The organism is Amycolatopsis sp. NPDC024027 (genome assembly GCF_040638975.1).
In the GTDB taxonomy this organism is placed as follows: Bacteria; Actinomycetota; Actinomycetes; order Mycobacteriales; family Pseudonocardiaceae; genus Amycolatopsis.
Map to the genome: position 1 here is coordinate 256,118 of NZ_JBEZYY010000006.1, position 23,349 is coordinate 279,466.

At 72.4% G+C, this 23,349-nt stretch carries 22 protein-coding genes; 11 read left to right on the forward strand and 11 right to left on the reverse strand.

Annotated features, from left to right (window positions below; all coding sequences use genetic code 11):
- Positions 1-63: 63 nt before the first annotated feature.
- A complete protein-coding gene (locus tag AB0F52_RS17760) occupies positions 64-1,542 on the reverse strand; it encodes an FAD-dependent oxidoreductase (RefSeq protein ID WP_360171491.1) in 1,479 nt (492 codons plus the stop codon).
- A 1-nt stretch (position 1,543) separates the two neighbouring features.
- On the reverse strand, positions 1,544-2,446 hold the full coding sequence (locus AB0F52_RS17765; RefSeq protein ID WP_360171494.1) for a diiron oxygenase: 903 nt from the start codon (positions 2,444-2,446) through the stop codon (positions 1,544-1,546).
- A gap of 107 nt (positions 2,447-2,553) precedes the next feature.
- Here AB0F52_RS17765 and AB0F52_RS17770 point away from each other — a divergent pair, with 107 nt between their 5' ends.
- The 3 genes from AB0F52_RS17770 to AB0F52_RS17780 all read left to right on the forward strand — a co-directional run bounded on the left by AB0F52_RS17770 (position 2,554) and on the right by AB0F52_RS17780 (position 5,778).
- Positions 2,554-4,104, forward strand: a complete 1,551-nt coding sequence (locus AB0F52_RS17770; RefSeq protein ID WP_360171498.1) for an adenylate/guanylate cyclase domain-containing protein — start codon at positions 2,554-2,556, stop codon at positions 4,102-4,104.
- Between the two features lie 113 nt (positions 4,105-4,217).
- Positions 4,218-5,138 (forward strand): alpha/beta hydrolase, encoded by a 921-nt coding sequence (locus AB0F52_RS17775; protein ID WP_360171501.1) that lies wholly within the window; start codon positions 4,218-4,220, stop codon positions 5,136-5,138.
- Between the two features lie 34 nt (positions 5,139-5,172).
- Positions 5,173-5,778 carry a hypothetical protein gene (locus AB0F52_RS17780; protein WP_360171504.1) on the forward strand — a complete coding sequence of 202 codons (606 nt, stop codon included), beginning with the start codon at positions 5,173-5,175 and terminating at the stop codon, positions 5,776-5,778.
- A gap of 5 nt (positions 5,779-5,783) precedes the next feature.
- Here AB0F52_RS17780 and AB0F52_RS17785 read toward each other — a convergent pair whose 3' ends face one another.
- Complete coding sequence (locus tag AB0F52_RS17785; protein ID WP_360171507.1) at positions 5,784-6,797, reverse strand: alcohol dehydrogenase catalytic domain-containing protein; 1,014 nt, start codon at positions 6,795-6,797, stop codon at positions 5,784-5,786.
- An 80-nt stretch (positions 6,798-6,877) separates the two neighbouring features.
- Here AB0F52_RS17785 and AB0F52_RS17790 point away from each other — a divergent pair, with 80 nt between their 5' ends.
- From AB0F52_RS17790 to AB0F52_RS17800, 3 genes are all read left to right on the forward strand, one after another.
- Positions 6,878-7,486 (forward strand): TetR/AcrR family transcriptional regulator, encoded by a 609-nt coding sequence (locus tag AB0F52_RS17790; protein WP_360171510.1) that lies wholly within the window; start codon positions 6,878-6,880, stop codon positions 7,484-7,486.
- Positions 7,483-9,102 carry a CocE/NonD family hydrolase gene (locus AB0F52_RS17795; RefSeq protein WP_360171513.1) on the forward strand — a complete coding sequence of 540 codons (1,620 nt, stop codon included), beginning with the start codon at positions 7,483-7,485 and terminating at the stop codon, positions 9,100-9,102. The genes AB0F52_RS17790 and AB0F52_RS17795 overlap by 4 nt, the downstream gene beginning before the upstream one ends.
- A 129-nt stretch (positions 9,103-9,231) precedes the next feature.
- Positions 9,232-11,154 (forward strand): DNA/RNA non-specific endonuclease, encoded by a 1,923-nt coding sequence (locus AB0F52_RS17800; RefSeq protein WP_360171516.1) that lies wholly within the window; start codon positions 9,232-9,234, stop codon positions 11,152-11,154.
- Here AB0F52_RS17800 and AB0F52_RS17805 read toward each other — a convergent pair.
- Positions 11,126-11,815: a GntR family transcriptional regulator gene (locus tag AB0F52_RS17805; protein ID WP_360171519.1), complete on the reverse strand. Its 690-nt coding sequence runs from the start codon at positions 11,813-11,815 to the stop codon at positions 11,126-11,128. The two genes, AB0F52_RS17800 and AB0F52_RS17805, sit on opposite strands and share 29 nt — an antisense overlap.
- Before the next feature lie 46 nt (positions 11,816-11,861).
- Between AB0F52_RS17805 and AB0F52_RS17810 the strand changes: the two genes are divergently transcribed.
- Complete coding sequence (locus AB0F52_RS17810; protein WP_360172046.1) at positions 11,862-12,284, forward strand: VOC family protein; 423 nt, start codon at positions 11,862-11,864, stop codon at positions 12,282-12,284.
- Here AB0F52_RS17810 and AB0F52_RS17815 read toward each other — a convergent pair.
- Positions 12,244-12,591: a hypothetical protein gene (locus AB0F52_RS17815; protein ID WP_360171522.1), complete on the reverse strand. Its 348-nt coding sequence runs from the start codon at positions 12,589-12,591 to the stop codon at positions 12,244-12,246. The genes AB0F52_RS17810 and AB0F52_RS17815 overlap by 41 nt on opposite strands.
- A 142-nt stretch (positions 12,592-12,733) precedes the next feature.
- On the opposite strand from AB0F52_RS17815, the gene AB0F52_RS17820 reads away from it, so the two are divergent.
- Positions 12,734-13,474 (forward strand): sigma-70 family RNA polymerase sigma factor, encoded by a 741-nt coding sequence (locus AB0F52_RS17820; protein ID WP_360171525.1) that lies wholly within the window; start codon positions 12,734-12,736, stop codon positions 13,472-13,474.
- A gap of 166 nt (positions 13,475-13,640) precedes the next feature.
- Here AB0F52_RS17820 and AB0F52_RS17825 read toward each other — a convergent pair whose 3' ends face one another.
- Genes AB0F52_RS17825 through AB0F52_RS17845 form a run of 5 tightly spaced genes read right to left on the reverse strand, consistent with a single transcriptional unit; the run spans position 13,641 to position 19,114 of the window.
- Complete coding sequence (locus AB0F52_RS17825) at positions 13,641-14,690, reverse strand: acyl-CoA dehydrogenase family protein (RefSeq protein WP_360171528.1); 1,050 nt, start codon at positions 14,688-14,690, stop codon at positions 13,641-13,643.
- Positions 14,687-15,613 (reverse strand): acyl-CoA dehydrogenase, encoded by a 927-nt coding sequence (locus tag AB0F52_RS17830; RefSeq protein WP_360171531.1) that lies wholly within the window; start codon positions 15,611-15,613, stop codon positions 14,687-14,689. The genes AB0F52_RS17825 and AB0F52_RS17830 overlap by 4 nt, the downstream gene beginning before the upstream one ends.
- Positions 15,610-16,740 (reverse strand): acyl-CoA dehydrogenase family protein, encoded by a 1,131-nt coding sequence (locus AB0F52_RS17835; protein WP_360171534.1) that lies wholly within the window; start codon positions 16,738-16,740, stop codon positions 15,610-15,612. The genes AB0F52_RS17830 and AB0F52_RS17835 overlap by 4 nt, the downstream gene beginning before the upstream one ends.
- The gene (locus tag AB0F52_RS17840; protein WP_360171537.1) at positions 16,740-17,585 is read right to left on the reverse strand and encodes an enoyl-CoA hydratase; all 846 of its coding nucleotides are present in this window, start codon (positions 17,583-17,585) and stop codon (positions 16,740-16,742) included. Before AB0F52_RS17840 ends, AB0F52_RS17835 begins: the two co-directional genes overlap by 1 nt.
- Positions 17,582-19,114 carry a FadD3 family acyl-CoA ligase gene (locus tag AB0F52_RS17845; protein WP_360171540.1) on the reverse strand — a complete coding sequence of 511 codons (1,533 nt, stop codon included), beginning with the start codon at positions 19,112-19,114 and terminating at the stop codon, positions 17,582-17,584. The genes AB0F52_RS17840 and AB0F52_RS17845 overlap by 4 nt, the downstream gene beginning before the upstream one ends.
- 82 nt (positions 19,115-19,196) lie before the next feature.
- Here AB0F52_RS17845 and AB0F52_RS17850 point away from each other — a divergent pair, with 82 nt between their 5' ends.
- From AB0F52_RS17850 to AB0F52_RS17860, 3 genes are read left to right on the forward strand one after another with little or no spacing between them, the layout of a single operon-like run.
- Positions 19,197-20,342: an acyl-CoA dehydrogenase family protein gene (locus AB0F52_RS17850; protein ID WP_360171543.1), complete on the forward strand. Its 1,146-nt coding sequence runs from the start codon at positions 19,197-19,199 to the stop codon at positions 20,340-20,342.
- Positions 20,339-21,109, forward strand: coding sequence for an SDR family oxidoreductase (locus AB0F52_RS17855; protein ID WP_360171546.1), 771 nt, complete (start codon positions 20,339-20,341; stop codon positions 21,107-21,109). Before AB0F52_RS17850 ends, AB0F52_RS17855 begins: the two co-directional genes overlap by 4 nt.
- Positions 21,110-21,117: 8 nt before the next feature.
- A complete protein-coding gene (locus AB0F52_RS17860) occupies positions 21,118-22,269 on the forward strand; it encodes an acetyl-CoA C-acetyltransferase (RefSeq protein WP_360171549.1) in 1,152 nt (383 codons plus the stop codon).
- A 72-nt stretch (positions 22,270-22,341) separates the two neighbouring features.
- Here AB0F52_RS17860 and fgd read toward each other — a convergent pair whose 3' ends face one another.
- On the reverse strand, positions 22,342-23,343 hold the full coding sequence (fgd, locus tag AB0F52_RS17865; RefSeq protein ID WP_360171552.1) for a glucose-6-phosphate dehydrogenase (coenzyme-F420): 1,002 nt from the start codon (positions 23,341-23,343) through the stop codon (positions 22,342-22,344).
- Positions 23,344-23,349: the final 6 nt, after the last annotated feature.

The following is a 23,349-nucleotide window of genomic DNA, read 5'->3' on the forward strand; positions in this document are numbered from 1 at the left end:
CGCGCCGGCAGCCACCCACACCCGGCCGGAAGGGTTGCCTCGCTCGCCCAGCACCGGCAACGCTCAAGCGCGGCCCAGCAACCTCCGCGCGCCATTTCCCTTGCGCCGCGCCGGGAGCCGCCCGGACACTGCGTCCTCCAGCAACGTCCCCACGGTCTCCCGGGCGCAGGCCTTGTTCGCGCCGATCCCGCCCGACGGCCCGCGCTTGATCCACCCCGCCACGTACACCCCCGGCCGCCCGGTGACCCGGCCCGCCTCGTTCGGGACGATCCCCGCCTGCTCGTCGAACGGCAGGCCCGGCACCGCGACCCCGCGGAAGCCCGCCGCCCGGACCACGCGGCCCGCCGGGATCTCGACCTCGCCCTCCGGTCCCGACGTCACCACCGCGCGGACCTCGGTGTCGCCCCCGAAGGCCACCGGTGCCGAGTGGAAGCGCAGCACGATGCGGCGGCCCTCCGGGGGCGGTGTCGACCAGTCGACTTTCTCGCGCGGCACTTCCCGCAGCCACGCCGCCTTCCCGCCCGGCGAGTCGCCTTCGATCGCCGCCGCGACACGCGGGTCGTGCGCGTCCACCACCAAGCCGCCACGAGCCGCCAGGGCCAGCAGCTCCGGGCGCGTGTAGGCCGCCGCCTCCGGGCCGCGGCGGGCCAGCACCACCACCTCGCGGACCTTGGCCGATCGCAGGCGGGCCAGCGCTTCCGGCGCGATCGACGTTGCGGCGAGGGCGTCCGGTTCGGCCGTGAGGATGCGGGCGATGTCCAGGGCGACGTTGCCGGTGCCCACCACGACCACGCGCTCCGCCGAAAGGTCGACGGCGTCCGGCTCGACGTCCGGGTGGCCGTTGTACCAGCCCACGACCGTCGCCGCCGGGAGGCTTCCGGGCAGGTCTTCGCCCGGGACACCGAGGCGCCGGGCCTCGGTCGCGCCGACCGCGTAGATCACCGCGTCGTGGCGATCGGCCAGGCCGGGGCCGGCCGGCGCGCCGAGGCGCAGGCGCAGCCGCGGGTGGTCGTGGAACCGCGCGAACGTCTCGCCGATCTTCTTCGTCGACGGGTGATCGGGCGCGACGCCGTAGCGGATCAGCCCCCCGGCCACCGGCAGGCGGTCGATGAGCGTCACGCGGGCGTTCGTGTGCAGCAGCAGGTCTTCCACCGCGTACATCCCGGCCGGGCCGGTGCCGACGACGGCGACGTCCAAGGGCGCGAAGTCGCTCGGCAGCACCCGCCCGAACGACGGCGGGGACCACCGGTGGAAGTTCGGCGCCACCGAAACGTCCGCCAGGACGTCCCGGCCCGCGTAGTACTCCGCGTTGATCTCCTCGTACGCCCGCAGCGGCCCGGTCAGGTCGCCGGCCGGGAAGATCGCGTCGACCGGGCAGGCGTCGGCGCAGGCGCCGCAGTCGATGCAGGTGTCCGGGTCGATGTAGAGCAGGTCGGTCGTCCCGAAGCCCGGCTCGTCCGGCGTCGGGTGGATGCAGTTGACCGGGCAGACCGACACGCAGGTCGCGTCGGTGCAGCAGGTCTGGGTGATCGCGAACGCCATGTCAGATCAGGTTCGCCCGCTTGTAGAACCACAGCGAGGGCTTGGTCAGCAGCCCGGCCGAGTGCAGGAACTCCATCAGCCCGGAACAGCTGGAGCGCAGCATCGACTTGTGGTGCTCGTTGGCCTTCGCCTCGCGCCGCGCGCGCTTGCCGTCCAGCCCGGCGTTCTCGTAGACCTTGCCGTTCACCATGCTCGTCACGATGAAGTACGACGCGATCGCGACGACCAGGGCGTTGATCTGCCGCCGCAGCCACCCGGCGCTCTTCAGCCGCTCGCGGGTCTCCTCGCGGGCGAACTTCATGTGCCGCGACTCTTCGACGACGTGGATGTTGTTGATGGTGCGCACGAACGGGACCACCCGCTCGTCGCGCATCCAGTCGCGCTGCATGACGTCGAGGACCTCTTCGGCGACGAGGATCGCCGCGTAGGCGGCCTCCCCGCTCGCGGTGGCCTTGAAGACCCGGCCCAGCTCGACGACGAACCGGCGCGGCCGGTAGGCCGGCGCCCGCAGTTTCGCCGCGCCGCGGGCGAACATGATCGAGTGGCGGCACTCGTCGGCGATCTCGGTCAGCGCCCACTGGAACGCCGGATCGGTCGGATCCTTGGCGTAGAAGTCGCGCAACATCATCTGCTGCAGGATCATTTCGAACCAGATCCCGGTGCTGGCCACCGACGCCGCCTCCTGGCGGGTCAGCTCGCGCTGCTGCTCCGGAGTCAGGTCGGCCCAGTAGGAGGTGCCGTAGAGCGTGCTCCACTCCGGACTCGCGCCGTGGTAGCCGGTGTCCAGCGGCGTCTCCCAGTCGACCTCCTTGACGGGGTCGTAGGACAGCTGCTCCGACGAGTCGAGCAGCCGCCGCGCCACGGTCTCCCGGTCCGACACGCCCGATTCGCTGATGCTCGTCACGACCGACCTCCTCGTCAGGTGTTACCGAAGTTCACTGTTACCAACCGTAACACATACTCCCGGCACCCGTCTCCGGTCAGTTCAGTGAACGACCGTACACTCAGATGGTGAACCCAGGACGCGCCCCGGCGGAGCCGTTCGGCTCCGGTCTGCTCGGACCACTGGACCAGCACGCCACGGCCCTGCGCCGGCGTGTCCAAGGCCTGCTCACGGCCGCTTTGATCGCCACCAACGTGATCGGCGCGCTGGTCGTCGTCGGGCTCGCGGCGCTGCTCATGCCGGCGCCCGGGATGTCCGGCGAGCTGGTCCGCGTCACGGCGGTCGCAGTACCCGTGTACGTCGTTTCGGCGGTCGTCGCCGGCACGCTGTGGGGCACCCGCGGCGCCCTCCGGACCCTGCGCTGGGCGGCCGACGGACGACGTCCGACCGACGCCGAGCGCGCCGCGAGCCTGCGTGTCCCGTTGCGGCTGACCTTCGTGCAGGCCGTGCTGTGGGGCATCGCGACGCTGCTCTTCGGCGGGCTCGCCGCGCTCGTGCAGCCGGCGGTCGTGCTCACCGAGTTCCTCGTGGTCGCGTTCGCCGCGGTCGTCGTCTGCGCGATCGCCTACCTCTTCGGCGAATTCGCGTTGCGGCCGTACGTGGCGCTGGCGCTGGCGGGCACCGCGCCGCCGCGGCCGGTCAGCGGCGGCGTCAACCGGCGGATGCTGCTGTTCTGGTGCCTGGGCACCGGGGTGCCGGTGGCCGGGCTGGTCGTCACCGCGGTGCTGGCCTGGGTGCGCGGCGACGTCTCCACCACGAAGCTCGCCGTGTCGGTGATCGCGCTCGGGCTGGTCGTGCTGTGCTTCGGGCTGCTGGTCACCGTGTTCACCGCCCGCTCGGTGGTCAACCCGCTCTCCTCGGTCCGCGACGCGCTCGGGCGCGTCCGGGCCGGGGACTTCAGCGTCGAAATCCCGGTCTACGACGGCACCGAGCTGGGCCTGCTGCAGGCCGGGTTCAACGACATGACGGCCGGGCTGGCCGAACGCGAACGGCTGCGCGACCTGTTCGGCAAGCACGTCGGCCACGAGGTCGCGGTCGAGGCCATGCGCACGTCGACCGGGCTGGGCGGCACGGTCCGCACGGTCTCGGTGCTGTTCGTCGACCTCGTCGGGTCGACGACGCTGGCCGCGAGCCGCCCGCCGGAGGAGGTCGTCGGCCTGCTCAACCGGTTCTTCGCGGTGGTGGTCGACGAGGTCGACCGGCACCACGGCCTGGTCAACAAGTTCGTCGGCGACGCCGCGCTGGCCGTGTTCGGGGCGCCCGCGCCACTCGCCGACCACGCCACCTGCGCGCTGGCCGCCGGCCGCGCCATCGCGGCCCGGCTGGCCGCCGAGGTGCCGGACGGCCCGGCCGGCATCGGCGTGGCGACCGGCGACGCGGTCGCGGGCAACGTCGGCGACCCGCGCCGCTTCGAGTACACGGTGATCGGCGACCCGGTCAACGAAGCCGCCCGGCTGACCGAACTGGCCAAGAACGCGTCCGGCCGCCTGCTCGCCTCGTGGACGGCCGTCGAGTCCGCGGCCGCGGACGAGGCCGCCCGCTGGACGGCGACCGGGGACGTCACCCTGCGCGGCCGCACCCGGCCCACGACGCTCGCCGAACCCCGGCCGCCCGGCTGAGAATCCCGTCACACCAACGGTTCCGCGATCTGCGGAAACGGCTCCGCCGGGCGGCCGCCCGCCGCACCCTGCCGTACCGTCCTGAGTGGACGACGGCGAACAGGGGAAGACGAATGCCCACGCACCGGACCATCGAGGTCGGCGGCCTCCGCATGCAGATCGCCGAGCAGGGCACCGGCCCGCTGGTGCTGCTGCTGCACGGCTGGCCGGAGACGTCGCACTCGTGGCGCCACCAGATGGGGCCACTGGCCGACGCCGGCTACCACGTCGTGGCGCCGGACCAGCGCGGCTACGGCGGCACCGATTGCCCGGCGGACGCGGACCGGTACACGCTCCTGCACCTCGTCGGCGACGTCGTCGGGCTGATCCACGCCCTCGGCGAGCGCGAGGCCATCGTGGTGGGCCACGACTGGGGTGCCCCCGTCGCGTGGCACACCGCGCTGCTGCGCCCGGACGTGGTCCGCGGCGTCGCCGGCCTCAGCGTGCCGCCGACGCTCCGGGCTCCCGCGCCGCCGCTGAGCCTGCTGCGCGAGCGGTTCGGCGACGGCTTCTACCAGATCTACTTCCAGCGGCCCGGCGTCGCCGAGGCCGAATTGGGCGCGGACCTGCGCACGACGTTCCGCAAACTGCTCGGCGGGGCCGCGGACGCACCGGTCGTCCGGGACGGCGAGGGCTTCCTCGATCGCTTCACCGAACCGGCCGCGCTGCCGGCCTGGCTGAGCGACGAGGACGTCGACGCCGCCGTCGAGTCGTTCGGCCGCTCGGGGTTCACCGGCGGGCTCAACTGGTACCGCAACATCGACCGCAACTGGGAGCTCCTGGCCGCGTGGCGGGACACGCCGATCACACCGCCGGCGTTCTACCTGTGCGGCGACGGCGACCTGACCCGCGCGTTCACCGACACCAGCCGGATCGCCGAAGCCGCGCCCGACCTGCGCGGCGCCGTCGACGTCCCGGGTGCCCGGCACTGGGTCCAGATGGAACGCCCGGACGAGGTGAACACCGCGCTGCTGGCGTTTTTCAAACAGCTCTGACTTCAAGCAGCTCTGATCTCCGTATGCTGCCCGGATGGCCGACTGGATAGCCGCGGTCGTTTCGGGCTCGCTGGCGCTGCTGGGCGCGATCGGCGGTCAGCAGCTGGCCTCGCGCCGGGACGACAAGCGCTGGGTGCGGGAGCGCGACCGCGAAGACGCGCGCTACGAGCGCGAGCGGGAACGGGAAGACCTCAGGTTCGAACGCGAACAGCAGAAGTTTCGAGAGCAACGTGACCATGACGCTCGAACGGTGTGGCGCGCAGAGCGCGTGAGCGCCTACGCCGACTTCTTCGCCGCCTACGAAGTCTGGAGCAACGCCGTCCGCCACCTCGCCTCGGCATCACTCGGTGAGCTCAAGACGATGGCGTTCGACGAGGAGGCCTTCGCGTCGCAGTACTCGGTTTGCGCACGCGCGGCGGAAGCCCTGGAGCTGACCGGGTCGAGCGAGGTCACCGAAAAAGTCAACGCGATGCTGTCGAAGATGTTCCGGGCTACCCGGCTGGCGGTCCAGGCCAAGCGGTTCGCCGAGCGGGGCAGCGAAATGAACTGGCGGATCAAGGACGACCTCACCGAACTCGCGGGCTTGCGCGATGCCGCCAAGTCCGCCGCCAGAGCGGATGTCCTGAGCGATCCGTACTGAGCGCCTCAGCGGCGCGGGTCGATGTGCACCTTCGGTCCCGCACCGCCGATCCGCTCCCCCGCCAGCACGGCCCCGACCTCACCCAGGCCCACGGTCGCCGCGACGAGCGGCCGTGGGTCGACGGCGCCGCTCGCGTACGCGGCGATCGTCTCGGCCAGGCCCGGCGACGCGGACAGGACGCCGACCGCCGTGACGTCCTTCAGCACCAGCTCGCGGGTGTCGAGGTGGCTGGGCCGCCCGGACAGTCCGATGTAGACGACCCGGCCCGCGGGCTCCACCAGTTCCACCGCCAGCGCGGGTGCGCCGGCGGCGCCGGTCGCGTCGACGACCGCGTCGAAGGGCAGGTCCGGCAGCGTTTCCCGGGTCCAGGTGTCCGCGAAGCCGAGGCTGCGGGGGAATTCGGGGGAACCGACGCCCAGCACGTGCACTTCGGCACCCGCCGCGCGCAGGAACATCGCCGTGAGCAGCCCGATCGTGCCCGGTCCCAGCACCAGCGCCCGGTCGCCCGTGCCGGCGCCGGCCGCGCGGGCCGCGCGCAGGGCGTTGCCGCCCGGTTCGACGAGGGCACCGAGCACGGCGTCCACCGTGTCGGGCAGGGCGTGCAGCGACCAGGCGGGCACGGCGAGCCGCTCGGCCAGCGCACCGGCCCGGCCGCCGCGGATGCCGACCTCCTGGCGCCGCTCGCAGGTGTGCTGGTGCCCCCGGCGGCAGCGGCGGCACGTCCGGTCGCCGAGCATCGTGTCGCCCATGACGCGGCGGCCGAGCCAGGCCGGGTCCACGCCCGCCCCCACCTCGGTGACCGTGCCCGCCCACTCGTGGCCGAGCCGCATCGGGTACGCCGAATGTCCCTGGTGGAGGTAGGTCATCTCGCCGGTGAAGAACTCGACGTCGGTGCCGCAGACGCCCGCCCGGTCGACGTCGACGACGACCTCGCCCGCCACGGCCCGCGGCGCGGGGACCTCCTGCACCGAGCACTCGCCCGGCCCGGTGAGCACGAAGGCCCGCATGGTCGAAGACATGGCCGCATCCTCGCATCCCCGGCAGAGGCGGAATTACCGAACACTTGCTATTTTCTTGACACCTGTCCATTATCAACGCTGTGCCCGGTGACTGGACGACCGAAGCGCCCGTGAAGGACCGGCGAGTGCGCCGGTCGCGCGCGGCGCTGATGCGGGCCGCGGTCGAGCTCGTGTCCGAACGCGACTCCACGGGCGTCCCGGTGTCCGAGATCGCCGAGGCCGCGGACGTCAGCCGCCAGGTGCTGTACCAGCAGTTCGGCGACCGCGACACGCTGCTGCTGGAGGCCGCGCTCGACCTCGTGCGGCGCGAACTGCTCGGCGACCTCGACGGCCTGGCGTCCGCCACCGACGAGCACGGATCGTTCCTGGCGCTCGGCCGGCACTTCGCCGCCCACCGGCGCTTCTACCGCGCCCTGCTGACCGGGGCGTCGGCGTATGCCCTCAACAAGGCGCTGACCGGCCTGTTCCTCCCGCTCAACCGGGAGCACCTCGGCCACGCACTCGGCGGTCACCTCGACGCCGCGGGTATCGACGACCTGGCCACCTTCCTGACCGGGGGCGCGGGGGCGTTCGTCAACACGTGGGTCGTCGACGGGCCGGACCCGCTCGACCCGGAAGAGTTCGCCGACCGGCTGATGCGCATGCGCACGGTCGTCACCGCGATGATCACGAAGGAGGCCGGCCGATGATCAGCCGTCTTGTCGAACGCCTGCTGAAGCTGCCCGCGCCGGCCACCCGGCGCCTCACCGTCCAGCGGGACCTGCGGGTCCCGATGCCCGACGGCGCCGAGCTGCTGGCGGACCACTGGGCGCCGCGCACCGGGGGTGCGGGCCTGCCGACGGCGGTGCTGCGCAGCCCCTACGGCCGCCGGGGCGTGTTCGGGGCGATCATGGCCCGCCCGCTGGCCGAGCGCGGTTTCCAGGTGCTGATCCAGAGCACCCGCGGCGGCTTCGGTTCCGGCGGTGCCTTCGATCCGCTGCGACAGGAGCGCGAGGACGGCCTCGCGACGCTGGACTGGGTCGTGCAGCAGCCTTGGTTCGGCGACGCGATCGTGCTCACCGGCCCCAGCTACCTGGGTTACGTGCAGTGGGCCGTGGCCGACCGCCTGCCGCCGCAGGTCAAGGCGATGGTCCCGCACGTCACCGAGTCCGGCCTGACGCTGGAATTCCTGCGGGAGGACGGCCTTTCGCTGGAGACACCGTTCGGCTGGGGTGTCCAGGTCGCGACCCAGGAGCGCCGCTTCGCGCTGCTCCGGCAACGCAGGCAGGCGAAGAAAGTGCAGCAGGCGCTGTCCACACTGCCGCTCGCCCAGGCCGACGTCGTCGCCATCGGCCACCGCTCGGACTACATCCAGGACGTCCTCGCCCACCCGGAGACGAGCCCCCGGTGGGCGGCGCTCGACCACCGGGACCGCGTCGCCGGCGTCACCGTGCCGGTCAGCTCGGTCGGCGGCTGGTACGACATCTTCCTGCCCGGCCAGCTCCGCGACTTCCGGACCCTGCAGGACGCCGGCCGGCGGCCGCGGCTCACGGTCGGGCCGTGGACCCACGCCGGCGACCTGCTCACCGGCGCGGGCGTCTCCCTCCGGGAAACGTGTGAGTTCGGGCTCGCGCTCGCGCGCGGCGAGGAACCGCCGGAGCGGGCGCCGGTGCGGCTGTTCGTCATGGGCGAGGAAGCCTGGCGCGACTTCGCTTCGTGGCCGCCGGAAGGCTATGCGCCGCAACGGTTCCACCTGCAGGCCGGGGGCACGTTGGCCACGGACGTTCCCGGCGGGTCGGCCCCGGACCGCTACCGCTACGACCCGGCCGACCCGACCCCCGCGGCCGGTGGCGTGCGCATGGCACCCGACGCCGGCCGGGTGGACAACGCGGCGCTCGAAGCCCGCGCCGACGTCCTCACCTACACCACGGACGTGCTCGGCGAAGACGTCGAAGTGATCGGGGACGTGCACGCGGAGATCTGGTTCCGCTCGAGCCTGCGGTTCGCCGACGTCTTCGTCCGGCTCTGCGACGTCGGCCCGGACGGCCGCTCGGTCAACGTCTGCGACGGCCTCACCAGCTTGCGCGACGCGGCCGAGTTGGCCGCCGTCCCGGTCCGGTTGTGGCCGACGGCGCACCGGTTCCGGCGCGGGCACCGCATCCGGGTCCAGGTCTCCAGTGGTGCTTTCCCGCGCTACGCCCGCAATCCCGGCACCGGTGAACCCCACGCCACGGCGGTCACACTGCGCGCGGCGGACCAGGAGGTCCACCACGACCCCGCGCGCGCGTCGGCGATCGTGCTTCCGGTGCGAGATTTTCGGGAATAGCTTCGATCGCGGGAAAATACCGCGAAGTGGATTGAAAAAGAATTCCCGGCGACTCGCCGGAAATCGTGTAACGCACCCTCCGGTCGCGCGACTAACGCGGTGTTTCCGCCCCGCCAGCCGGGAGGCATCGTGGACGTCAAAACGGACCGGCAGTCCGAACAGGAACAGGCCGCGGCGGCCCGGGCCGCCGAGCGCACCGGGCCACGGCAGGCCAAGATCGCGCTGCTGCGCAAACCCGGCGGGATCGCCGAGGCCGACGAGCCGAGCCGGATCGCCACCCGGATCGACCGGCTCGGCCGCTACTACCCCGACGTCCGGCCGGTGAGCCCGGCGGCGATCGCGGCCGGGGACCCGGAAGCGATGACGGCCGCCGGCGCGATCCTCGAACGCATCGTGCTCACGAACGACCTGCTCGGCGTGGGCTACCTCGAAGGCGGTGTCGCGGCGTCGGCCGCCGTCGGCCGGGTGAACATCCGCACCGCCCAGGGCCGGCTCGTCGGCTACGGCACGGGATCGCTGGTGTCGCCGGAGCTGCTGCTGACCAACCACCACGTGCTGCCGGACGCCGGGGCCGCCGGGTTCAGCGTCATCGAGTTCGACTACCAGGACGGCATCGACGGCCTGCCCCGGCCGGTGCGGGCCTTCACCCTCGACCCGGACCGGTTCTTCGCCGCCGACCGGGAGCTGGATTTCGCGCTGGTCGCGGTGAAGGCGACCGCGGACGAGCTGCGCCCCTTCGGCTTCAACCGGCTGATCGCCAGCGAGGGCAAGGCGATCGTCGGCGACTTCGTCACCATCGTGCAGCACCCCGGTGGCGGCAAGAAACAGGTCGCGCTGCGGGAAAACCGGGTCGTCGACGTCCTCGACGAATTCCTGCACTACGAAACCGACACCGAACCCGGCTCGTCCGGCTCGCCGGTGTTCAACGACCAGTGGGAGATCGTCGCGCTGCACCACGCGAGCGTCCCGGCGGCGGGCCACGCCGAGTACGGCGGTTTCCTCAACGAAGGCATCCGGGTCAGCAAACTGCTGAAGTTCCTGCGGGGCCGGCAGTTCGCGCCGGCGCAGCAGGCGCTGCTCGACCGGCTGGCCACCCGCCCCGAGCGCGCGCGGCCGGCCGCCGGCGGCGCCGCACCGGTCCTGTCGCTCTCGATGCCGTTCGACATCCGGCTGCGCGCCGAAGCGGCCACCGGGCGGATCGATCCCGACTATTCGAACCGCGAAGGGTACGACCCGGCCTTCCTGCCCGGGCACACCGTGCCGCTGCCCGGCCTGTCCGACGCACTCCTCCCGCTGGCCGCGCTCAACCGGCAGGCCACCGGCGAGCCGAAGTACGTGCTGCCGTACCACCACTTCAGCGTCGTCATGCACCGCGAGCGGCGGCTGGCGATGTTCACCGCGGTCAACATCGACGGGCGCACCAGCCGGTCGCTGCGGCGCGAAGCCGACCACTGGTCGCTCGACCCGCGCGTGGCCGTGACCGAGCAGATCGGCGAGGAGATCTACCGGGACAACCCCCTGGACCGCGGGCACCTGGTCCGCCGCCTCGACCCGGCGTGGGGCGCGACGGAGCCGATCGCGCAGCTGGGCAACGACGACACGTTCCACTTCACGAACTGCTCGCCGCAGCACAAGGACTTCAACCAGAACAAGACGACCTGGGCCGGGCTCGAGGACTACGTGCTGACCAACGCGGACAACTTCGACCTCAAGGTCAGCGTGGTGACCGGCCCGGTGCTGGCCGCGGACGACGACCGGTACCGCGGGGTGCAGCTGCCGCGCCAGTTCTGGAAGGTCGTCGCGATGGTCAAGTCCGGCGGCGCCCTCTCGGCGACGGCGTACCTGCTGAGCCAGGAGGAGCTCATCCACGGGCTGGAGGCGGCGGTCGAGTTCGATTACGGCGCTTATCGCACGTACCAGGTGCCGGTCCGCCGGATCGCCGAGCTGACCGGCCTGTCGTTCGGCGACCTCGAGGCCGCCGATCCCCTCGGCGGCCTGGAGTCGACGAGCGAAGCCCAGGAGCTCAGGACGGCGGCGGACCTGGTGCTCTGATGCCCTGGGTCGTCCGTCCATTGAGGATTTCGAAGGCGTGGCGGCGGTGCTCGGCGAACAGCGCGAGCGCCGTTTCGCGGTCGCGGGCGCGCAGGGCCGCCACGAGTTCCCGGTGTTCGGCCGGGATGCCCGCGAGGTAGCCGTCGGTGGCGACGCCGATCCGGGTCAGCAGGAACAGGTGCACCTGCGAGCGGATCGCCTGCCAGGCCTCGCGCAGCCGCCGGTGGCCGGTGGCCGCGTAGACCGCGTCGTGGAACTCCAGGTCGCACCGGACCATTTCGTGCTCGTCGTGCGCTCGTTCCATGCGCCGCACCACGGCTTCGAGCGCGGTCAGGGCATCGTCGGCGGCGCGCTCGACCACCAGCTCGACGGCGAGGTGCTCGAGGGCCGCCCGCAGGCTGTCCAGCTCGGCGACGTCCTCGCCGGAGAGCGTGGTCACCGTGGCGCCGCGGTGCCACTCGCTGCGGACGAGACCTTCCCGCTCCAGCTTGAGTAGCGCCTCCCGCACCGGCCCGCGGCTGACGCCCAGCACTTGGGCCAGCTCCACTTCGCGCAGCTGGCTGCCGGGGGCGTAGACGCCGTCGAAGATCGCGTCGCGGATCCGGTCCGCGACCTCGTCGGCCAGCCCGCGACGCCGGGCGGGAACCAGCGAACCACTCATGTCGTAATGTTAACATTAAGACATGAGTCTCGACGAAGGGAGCCCGATGACCCCCTCCATCCCCCGGTTCCACCTGGCGATGCCGGTGGACGACCTGGCCGCCGCCCGGCGGTTCTACGGCGAAGTCCTCGGCCTCGAGCAGGGGCGCAGCGCGGACACGTGGGTCGACTGGAACCTGCACGGCCACCAGTTCGTCACGCACCTGGCCCCGGCGGGGCCGGAGCGCGTCCACAACCCGGTCGACGGCCACGACGTGCCGGTGCCGCACTTCGGCCTGATCCTCACCGTGCCGCGGTTCCAGGCCCTCGCCGACCGGCTGCGGGCGGCGGGCACGGAGTTCGTGATCGAGCCCTACGTCCGCTTCGCGGGCCAGGCCGGTGAGCAGTGGACGATGTTCCTGCTCGACCCGGCCGGCAACGCCCTGGAGTTCAAAGCCTTCGCCGACGACGCCCAGGTCTTCGCGGTCTGAGGCCCCGGACCCGGCCGGCGAGGTAGTCCGGCACGTCGCCCGGCGCCACGTCGTCGTCGAAGTAGCCGGCCTCGTCCTCGAACGCCATCGTGTCGAGTCCCTCCGCGATCATCGCGTCGACGGTGACGTCGCCGAGCGAGAACGAAACCCACCAGTTCCAGAGGATGCCGGGCCCGGGTTCGGCCGACGGCTCGAACTCGATGGCGAGCGTCTCGGCGGAAATCCCGGCGCGGGTCAGCGCCGCGGTCCACTCGGCACGGAGCCGGGCGAGGACCGGCCGATCCCGCTGCCACCTTCGGTCGTCCACCCGGCCTGCCCTCGTGAAGTGCCGATAATCGCCGGCCGAGCTTAACCACCCGATCGGGCCGACCGGCGATTACGGACATGAATGTCCTCTTCACTTTGGGTACCCGGAGGCACGGAGCGTGCCTGACCCCGGGGAGACCGCCATGGAACCAGCCGACGACGAGCCGGACTCCGTGCTGCTCGCCGCCCTGCGGGCCGGGGATCTCGAGGCCGCCGGGCGGCTCTTCCGCCGGCACGCCGAGCCGCTGTGGCGGACCGCCGGGGCGTGGGCGCGGCAGCCCGCCGAGCGCGACGACCTCGTGGCCGAGACGTTCGCCCGGGTGCTGACCGTGGTGCGCGCCGGGGGCGGGCCGCACGGGGATCTGCGGCCCTACCTCGTCGTGACCCTGCGCAACCTGGTGGCGCGGTGGAGCAAGCAGCGCAGCCGGGTGGAGCTGCGGGCCACGCTCCCCGAAGCCCCCGCCGGGGGCGCCGACGAACTCGCCCTCCGCCGGTCGAACGCCCGCCTCGTGTGGTCGGCCTACTGCACACTGCCCGGCCGGTGGCGGACGGTGCTGTGGCGGACCGAGGCCGAGGGCGGTACGCCGACGGAGGTCGCGCCCTCGCTCGGCCTGTCGCCGAACAGCGTCGCGGCGCTGGCCATGCGGGCGCGGGAAGGGCTGCGGCAGGCCTACCTGCAGGTCCAGGTGCCCGAGCCGGACGAGCCGAGCTGCCGCGAACCCCGCCGCCGGATGGGCGCCTGGGTCCGCGGGGCCCTGCCGCCGCGGAGGGCGAACACGGTCGCCGAGCACGTCGCCGGCTGCCCGGCCTGCCGGCTGGTCGCCCGCGGCCTGGACGAGGCCAACCGCGAACTGCCCGGTTCCGCCGCCCGGCTCACCGGCTGAGCCGGAAGCCCGGGAAGCCCGCGGGGGCCGCCGAAGAGCAAGGCAGTCCCGTGCGCCCGCTGCCGAGCCCGCCGGCCGGTCGCCCGCGGCCCGACCGGAGCCAGCCGCGAAGTGCCCGTCACCCTGACCGGAGCCAACCGCGCACTACCCGGCTCAGCCGCCCGGCTCACCGGCTGAGCCACGAGCCCGGATCACCGAAAAGCAGCGCGGTCCCGTGCGCCCGCTTGAAGTACAGGTGGGCGTCGTGCTCCCAGGTGATCGCAATCCCGCCGTGGAGCTGGATCATCTCCGCCGCGGCGTGCTCGAACGCCTCGCCGCACACCACCTTCGCGGTCGCGACGGCCTCGGCGTCGCCGTCCACCAGGGCCGCGTAGAGCGCCGAGCGTGCTGCTTCGATGTGGACGTGCACGTCGGCCATCCGGTGCTTCAGCGCCTGGAACGATCCGATCGGGCGGCCGAACTGGCGGCGTTGCTTCGTGTACTCGACCGTCAGCTCCAACGCCCGCGCGGCCGCGCCGACCTGCTCCGCGGCGACGGCGACCGTCGCCGTGTCGCGCAGCTGCCGCAGCGGCTCGGCGAACCCGCCGGTGTCGAGGCGGCGGGCGGGTGCCGAAGCGCATTCGACGACCGCGAGGCGCCGGCCCGGGTCCAGGCTGGTGACCCGTTCCCGGCGGACCCCGTCGAGGGGCACCTCGAACAGGCCGGTCCCGTCGTCCGTGCGGGCCACGGCGACCAGGACGTCGGCGATGTCGCCGTCCAGGACGTAGCAGGCGCGGCCGTCGAGGCCGGCGTCCGACGCGCTCAGGGCCGGTGTCCACGGGCCGTCCGCGCCGGACCAGGCCAGCGCCGCCAGTGTGGTGCCCGCGGCGATGCCCGGCAGCAGTTCGCCGCACGCCGCGTCGTTGCCGGTCAGGAGCAGGGCCTGAGCCGACAGCACCGCCGAGCCGAGCATCGGCGCGGGGGTGAGCGTCCGGCCGAGTTCCGCGAGCACGACGCACGCCTCGGCGAGCCCGGCGCCCGCGCCGCCGTACTGCTCGGGAATCGCCAGGGCGGCGACGCCGATCTGTTCGCAGAGCGTCGACCACAGCTTGTCGTCGTAGCCCAGCGGCGACTCCAGCGCGGCCCGCACCGCCGCCGGTCCCGACCGGCGCGTCAGCAGGGCCCGGACGGCGTCCCGCAGCGCCCGGGCTTCCTCGGTCTCCATCGGGTCCGTCATCGGAGGACCCGCGCGCGGTGGAACGACCCGGTCCCCCAGGCCCCGGCGAGGGCCCGGACCTTCGTCAGCCGGAGGCCGAGGTCGTGCTCGGCCGTGTAGCCGATGGCGCCGTGCACCTGCAGGGCGGTCCGCGCCGCGAGGAGCGCCGCGTCGCCGGCCATGACCTTCGCCGCCGAGACGTCGCGGGCGAAGGTCTCCCCGGCCACGGCCGCGCCGTAGAGCAGCGGCCGGGCCAGTTCCAGCCGGGTGACGACGTCGGCGAGAAGGTGCTTGATCGCCTGGTACTCGCCGATGGCCCGGCCGTACTGCCTGCGTTGCCCGGCGTACGCCACCGAGGTGTCGAGGAGCCACTGGGCCGCCCCCAGGAGCTGGGCGGCCACGGCGAGGACACCGCGGTCGAACGCGGTGCCACCCGATCGGCCGGCCGCGGCCGGGACCCGGAACAACCGCCGCGGCGGATCGATCGAGCGCACGGGCCCGGCCCCGGCGCCGGCGCCGGCGAGGTGCGCGCCGGTCAGGTCGAGGACCACGCCCGCGATGTCGGCGTCGAGGGCGAGGGGGACTTCCGGCGGCGCGACGACGGTGGCCACGAGGTCGCCCTCGGCGAGCGAGGTGAGCCGGTGCCCGGTCAGCAACGCCGGCGCGACCGCGGCCGACTCGACGAGCGGGCCCGGGACGGCGTGGTAGCCGAGCGCTTCGCAGGCGACCACCAGGTCGACCGGGCCGGCGCCGAGACCGCCGTGGTCCTCGTCGACCAGCAGCGCGAAGACGCCGACGTCGGCGAGTGCGTGCCAGAGCTTGAGGCCGCGGTCGTGCTCCCCCGCCGCCCACGCCCGGGCGGCGGCCGCGGTGTCCGCCCCGCCCAGCAGCTCGTGCAGCGTCGCGGCGAACTGCCGTTGCTCCGGCGAGAGCAGGAACCTCATCGGCGGGCCTCCCTCGGGAGCTTCAGCAGCCGTTCGGCGATCGTGTTGCGCTGGATCTGGTCGGTACCGCCGTAGATCGGGCCGGCGAGGGAGAACAGGTAGCCGTCGACCCATTCCGCGTTCGTCTCCGCTTCCGGGCCCAGGACGTCGAGCGCGGTTTCGTGGAGTTCGACGTCGAGGTGGGACCAGAACAGCTTGTTCACACTCGACTCCGGCCCCAGCTCGCCGCCCTCGGCCAGGCGGCTCACCGTGCCGAAGGTGTAGAGCTGGTAGGCGCGGGCCCCGATCCACGCGTCCGCCACCCGGTCCTTTGTGGACTCCGCGGCGCCGTGGGACCGCCAGAGGTCCACCAGGCGATCGGCCGCGGCGAGGAACCGGCCCGGGCTGCGCAGCGACAGCCCGCGCTCGTTGTTCGCCGTCGTCATCGCCACCCGCCAGCCCTGCCCGACCTCGCCGATCACGTCCGCGTCGGGCACGAACACGTCGTCGAAGAAGATCTCCGCGAACCCCGGCTCACCGTCCAGCTGCGGAATCGGCCGCACGGTGACCCCCTCGGCCTTCAGATCGGCCATGAAGTACGTCAAGCCGTGGTGGCGCCGGGCTTCGGGGTCGGTCCGGAACAGGCCGAACGCACGGTCGGCGAAAGTGGCTCGGGAACTCCACGTCTTCTGGCCCGACAGCAGCCAGCCGCCGTCGGTGCGGACCGCCGTGCTGCGCAACGCGGCGATGTCGCTGCCCGCCTCGGGCTCCGACCACGCCTGCGCCCACACCTGCTCGCCGGTCGCCATGGCGGGCAGGATGCGATCGCGCTGCTCCTGCGTGCCGTGCGCGAACAACGTCGGGCCCAGCATGAAGATCCCGTTCTGCGACACCCGCCCCGGCGCCCCCGAGGCGTAGTACTCCTCCTCGAACAACAGCCACTGCAGCATCGACGCGTCCCGGCCGTGGTACTCCGCCGGCCACGACACGACCGACCAGCGCGCCTCGGCGAGTTCGGCTTCCCACGCGCGGTGGGCTTCGAAGCCTTCCGCGGTGTCCATCGACGGCAGCGAACGGACGTGCGAGGCGAGCCATGCCCGGGCCTCGTCCCGGAAGGCCGCCGAAGCCTCGTCGATGTCGAGGTCCATCACGCCTCCTTGTTCGCGTCGCGCATCGACCGCGCGGACTGCCCACCGAGGGCGTCTTCGGAGGTTTCCGCGTTGTGGGCGTGCGCGAAGTGGTGCAGTCCGAAGACCGAGTCCATTCCGGACCGCAGCCCCATCAGGTCTTCGGCCTGGTTGACCGCCTTCTTCGCCAGCGCCAACCCGAACGACGGCATCCCGGCGATCTTCTCGGCCAGCTCCAGAGTGCGCTGTTCCAGTTCGGCGCGCGGCACGATCCGGGTGACCATGCCCCAGTCCTTGGCCTGCTGGACGGTGAACCGCTCGCCGGTGAACAGGACCTCCTTCGCCGCGCGAGGCCCGAGGACCCACGGGTGCGCGAAGTACTCGACCCCCGGAATGCCCATCCGCACCACCGGATCGGCGAAGAACGCGTCATCGGAAGCCACGATCAGGTCGCACACCCAGGCCAGCATCAGCCCGCCCGCGATGCAGGCGCCCTGGACGCTGGCGATCATCGGCTTCGGGATCTCCCGCCACCGGCGGCACATCCCGAGGTAGACCTCGGACTCGCGGGCGAACCGCTGATCGCCGCCGGCCCGGTCGGTGTGGTCCCACCACATCACGGCCCGCCGCTCGAACGACTGGTCCGCATCCCGGCCCGGGCTGCCGATGTCGTGCCCCGCCGAGAAGTGCTTCCCTTCCCCGGCCAGGACGATCACCTTGACCTCGGGATCGTTCACCGCCTCGGTGAAGGCGTCGTCGAGGGCGTAGGTCATGGCCGAGTTCTGGGCGTTGCGGTACTCCGGCCGGTTCATCGTCACGACCGCGACCGGCCCCCGCCGCTGCGACCGGACCACCGATTCACTCATGCCTTCTCCTCGGTCAGCAGCCGCTTCAGCACCTTGCCGGAAGCGTTGCGGGGCAGTTCGTCCAGGAACTCGACGAACCGCGGGGTCTTGTAGTTGGCGAGCCGCTCGCGGCAGAAGGCGATGACCGCCTCCCCGGTCAGCCCGGCTCCGACGACGAACGCCTTTCCGACCTCGCCGAGCCGCTCGTCCGGGACGCCGACGACGGCGACGTCGCGGACGCCGGGCAGCTCGGTCAGGGCGTGTTCGACCTCGGCCGGGTAGACGTTGAAGCCGCCGCAGATGTACATGTCCTTGAGCCGGCCGGTGATGGTGAGGTTGCCGTCGGCGTCGAGCTCGCCGACGTCACCGGTGTGCAGCCAGCCCCGCTCGTCGACGGCCTTCGCCGTCGCCTCCGGGTCGTCGAGGTAGCCGAGCATCACGTTCGGCCCGCGCACCACGATCTCCCCCGGCGAACCCTGGATCGCCACTTCGAAGCCCGCCGTCGCCCGGCCCGACGTGCTCGCCACCAGCTCCGCGGAATCGCCCGGGCGGCACATCGTCACCACGACGGCCTCGGTCAGGCCGTAGGCGGTCAGCACGGTCTCGAACCCGAGCTCGGCCCGCATCCGGCGCACGAGCGACGCGGGCACGGTGGCCGCCCCGGTGACCGCGAGCCGCAGCGACGACAGATCGCCCTTGCGCGGCTCGTGCAGCAGCGACTGGAAGACCGTCGGCGCGCCCGGCACCACGGAGATCCGCTCCCGCTCGATCGCCTTCAGCGCCTCGCGGACGTCGAACACCGCCTGCGGGACGATCGTCGCGCCGGTCAGCAGGCCCACCACGATGCCGGCCTTGTAGCCGAAGCTGTGGAAGAACGGGTTGATCACCAGGTACCGGTCGTCCGCGGTGACCTGGCCGCAGTCCGCCCACGCCGCGGCGACCTCGACCGCCTGGCGGTGGGCCGACAGCACGCCCTTGGAGCGGCCGCTGGTGCCGGAGGTGAAGAGGATGTCGCTGACGTCGTCCGGGCCGACGGCGTCCGCCCGTGCCTCGGCTTCGGCCGGCGAGACCCGCTCGGCCCCGCCCAGGAACTCGTCCCAGCCCAGCGTCCCCTCGACCGGCCGGTGCGGCTCCTGCAGCGGCACCCGGACGACCGTGCCGAGGTCCGGCAGCGCGGCACCGGTCTCCCGGATCGCGGCGTGGCGGTCGGTGCCGAGGAAGTCGGCGGCCACGACGAGCGCCGTGGCCCGGCCGCGGACGAGCAGGTCGACCGTTTCGGTGGCGGTGAAGCGGGTGTTGACCGGGATCAGGGCCGCGCCCGCGTAGAGGGCGCCGAGCGCCGCGAAGACCCAGTGGTGGGTGTTGGGCAGGGCGACCGCGACCCGGTCGCCCGCCTGGACGCCGCACGCGGCGAACGCCCGCGCGACCGTTTGAACACGTTCCAGAAGCTGGTCGTAGCCGATCCGCACCGAGCCGTCGACCAGTGCTTCCGCGGATCCGAACTTCGCGGCGGCATCACGGACGACGGCCGGGATCGTGGTCTGTCCCACCACAGCCTCCTCTGGACCGACAAAGTAGAACGTGTTCTCATTACCCTAGGTGCCGGACCGGCCCGGCAGCAAGGAGGCGTGCGTGGAACCGTCGCGATTCCGCCGTGAGGTCGCGGACTGGCTCGCCGGCAACCTGACCGGCGAGTTCGCCCGGCTGCGCGGTCTCGGCGGCCCGGGGCGGGAGCACGAGGAGTTCGACCTGCGCCTCGCCTGGGAACGCCACCTCGCCGCGGCGGGCTGGACCTGCGTGGGCTGGCCGGTCGAGCACGGCGGCCGGGGCTTGTCCCTGGCGGAGCAGGTCGCCTTCCACGAGGAATACGCCGCCTCCGGCGCACCCGCCCGGGTCAACCACATCGGCGAACAACTGCTCGGCCCCACGCTCATCGCGTTCGGCACCCCCGAGCAGCGGGCCCGCTTCCTCCCCAGGATCGTCGCAGTCGAGGAGCTGTGGTGCCAGGGCTACTCCGAACCCGGCGCCGGGTCCGACCTCGCCGCCGTCTCCACCACCGCGGTGCGGCGCGACGGCGAGTGGGTGATCAACGGCCAGAAGATCTGGACCTCCCTGGCCCACGTGGCCGGCTGGTGCTTCGTCGTCGCCCGGACCGAACCCGGTTCCCAGCGCCACCACGGCCTGTCCTACCTGCTGGTTCCCTTGCGCCAGGACGGCGTCACCATCCGCCCGATCCAGCAGCTCACCGGCACCTCCGAGTTCAACGAAGTCTTCTTCGACGACGCCCGCACCCCCGCCGATCACGTCGTGGGCGAACCGGGCGAGGGCTGGAAGATCGCGATGGCCACCCTCGGCTTCGAACGCGGCGTTTCGACGCTGGGCCAGCAGATCGGCTTCCGCCGCGAACTCGAGGACATCACCGCCGAAGCGAAACGGCTCGGCACCTACGACGACCCGCTCCTGCGCGCCGGCCTCGCCCGCGCCCGCATCGGCTTGCGGGTGCTGCGCGCCCACGCCCTGCGCACCCTCGGCGAGGCCGCCGGGCCGGAAGTCGCCGTCGGGAAACTGCTGTGGGCCCAGTGGCACCGCGGCCTCGGCGAACTCGCGATGCGGGCCCGCGGCGCCCGGTCCCTCACCTCCGACGGGGACGAACTCGACGAGTGGCAGCGGCTGTTCCTGTTCACCCGCGCCGACACCATCTACGGCGGCTCCGACGAAATCGAACGCACCATCATCGCCGAGCGCGTCCTCGGCCTACCCCGGGAGGCCCGCCCGTGATCCCCCAGTACCCACCCGGCCACGACCTGCTGCGGGGGAAGGTCGTCGTGGTCACCGCGGCGGCCGGCACCGGGATCGGCTCGGCGGTGGCGAGACGCTGCCTCGAAGAAGGCGCGAGCGTGGTCATCAGCGACTGGCACGAACGCCGACTCGCCGAGAAGGCGGCCGAGCTCGCCGAACTGGGCAAGGTCCACGCCCTCCCCTGCGACGTCACCCGCGAAGAGCACGTCCAAGCCCTCGTCGACGGCGCCGTCGACCACTTCGGACGCATCGACGTCATGGTCAACAACGCGGGCCTCGGCGGCACGAAGTCGGTCCTGGAGATGGCCGACGAGGAGTGGTCGCGCGTCCTCGACATCACCCTCACCGGCACGTTCCGCTGCACCCGCGCGGCCCTGAAGCAGTTCGTCGCCCAAGGCGGTGGCGGCGCGATCGTCAACAACGCCTCGGTGATCGGCTGGCGCGCCCAAGCCGGCCAAGCCCACTACGCCGCCGCCAAAGCCGGCGTCATGGCCCTGACCCGGTGCTCGGCCCTCGACGCCGCCGAACACGGCGTCCGGATCAACGCCGTCGCCCCCAGCCTCGCCATGCACCCCTTCCTCGCCAAGGTCACCAGCGACGAACTCCTCGAAGACCTCACCAAACGCGAAGCGTTCGGCCGCGCGGCCGAACCGTGGGAGGTCGCCAACGTGATGGTCTTCCTCGCCAGTGACTACGCCAGCTACCTCACCGGCGAAGTCGTCTCCGTCTCCAGCCAGCACCCCTAGGAGCCCCCGTGCCCGAAGCCTTCCTCCTCGACGCGGTCCGCACCCCCGTCGGCCGGCGCGGCGGCGCACTGTCCGGGTGGCACCCGGCCGACCTCGGCGCGCACGTCATCAAGGCGGCCGTCGCGCGCGCCGGCGTCGACCCGGACCTGGTCGACGACGTCATCCTCGGCTGCACCGACACCCTCGGCCCGCAGTCGGGCAACATCGCGCGCACCGCCTGGCTCGCCGCCGGGTTCGGCGACCACGTGCCCGGCGTGACGATCGACCGGCAGTGCGGGTCGAGCCAGCAGGCCGTGCACTTCGCCGCGCAGGCCGTCATGTCCGGCACCCAGGACCTGGTGCTGGCCGGGGGCGTGCAGAACATGAGCCGCATCCCGATCAGCGCGGCGATGCTGGCCGGGCGCGAGTACGGCTTCGACGACCCGTTCTCCGGCTCGAAGGGCTGGCAGGAGCGCTACGGCAGTGCCGAGGTGTCGCAGTTCCGCAGCGCCGACATGATCGCCGAGCACTGGGACATCAGCCGCGCGGCCATGGAGGAATACGCGCTGCGCAGCCACCGGCGAGCGCTGGCCGCGATCGACGAAGGCCGGTTCGACGCCGAGATCGCCCCGGTCGACGGCTTCCGGCACGACGAGGGCCCGCGCCGGGACACGTCACTGGAGCGGATGCGCGGCCTGAAGCCGCTGAGCGAGGGTTCGCGGCTGACGGCGGCGGTGGCCAGCCAGATCTCCGACGGCGCGAGCGCGGCCATCCTGGCGTCGGAGACGTTCGTCAAGGAGCACGGCCTGACGCCGCGGGCCCGCATCCACCACCTGTCGGTGCGCGCCGCGGACCCGGTGTGGATGCTGACCGGCCCGATCCCGGCGACGGCGCACGCGCTGCGCAACGCCGGGCTGAAGATCGAGGACATCGACCTGTTCGAGGTCAACGAAGCTTTCGCGAGCGTCGTCCTGGCCTGGCTGGACGAAACCGGCGCGGACCCCGGCCGGGTCAACGTGAACGGGGGCGGGATCGCCCTCGGCCACCCGATCGGGGCCACCGGCACCAAGCTCCTCGCCACGCTCCTGCACGAACTGGAGCGCCGAGGTGGCCGGTACGGGCTGCAGACGATGTGCGAAGGCGGCGGCACCGCCAACGTCACCATCATCGAACGCCTCTGAAGCGATCGCAGTGAATGACTCATTCCTGGCATCAGACGTCAGGAATGAGTCATTCACTGCATCGCGGGCCGGTCAGCCGAGGGCGCGCAGCTTCGGCAGGACGTCCTCGGAGAACTGGGTCAGGAAGCGTTCCTGGTCGTGGCCCGGGCCGTGGAAGACGAGGTGGTTGAGGCCCGCGTCGAGGTACGGCTTGATCTGCGCCACGGCCTCGTCCGGGTCCGACGCCACGATCCACCGCTTGGCGACCTGGTCGATCGGCAGCTCGTCGGCCAGCCGTTCCATCTCCTCGGCCGAGGAGACGCTGTGCTTCTGCTCCGCCGACAGCGAAAGCGGCGCCCAGAACCGCGTGTTCTCCAGCGCCTTCTCGTGGTCGCGGTCATACGACAGCTTGATCTCGATCGTCCGGTCGACGTCCTCGACGGCCTTCCCGGCCGCCTCCGCGCCTTCCTTGACGGCCGGCATCAGCTTGTCGGTGTAGAGCTCCATGCCCTTGCCGGACGTGCAGATGAACCCGTCCCCCGCCCGGCCCGCGTACTTGGCCACCACCGGGCCGCCGGCCGCGACGTACACCGGCACCGGCTGCTCCGGCCGGTCGTAGATCTTGGCGTCCACCAGCTCGTAGTAGTCGCCCTTGAAGTTCACGTTGTCGCTGGTCCACAGCTCACGGATCAGCTTGATCGACTCGCGCAGCCGGGCGAAGCGCTCCTTGAACTCCGGCCACTCCCGCCCCGACACCGCGATCTCGTTCAGCGCCTCGCCGGACCCGACACCGAGGATCACGCGGCCGTTCGACAGCAGCGACATCGTGGCGAACGCCTGGGCGATCACCGCCGGGTTGTACCGGAACGTCGGGGTCAGCACGCTGGTGCCGATCTGCACCCGCTTCGTCCGCTCGGCCACCGCCGGCATCCACGCCAGCGCCCACGGAGCGTGGCCGCCTTCGTGCCGCCACGGCAGGAAGTGATCGGACACCCACACCGAATCAAGACCGACCTCTTCGGCGCGGACGGCGTACTCGACCAAGTCCCTCGGCCCGAACTGCTCCGCCGAAGCCTTGTATCCGACCTTCAACACCGCTCT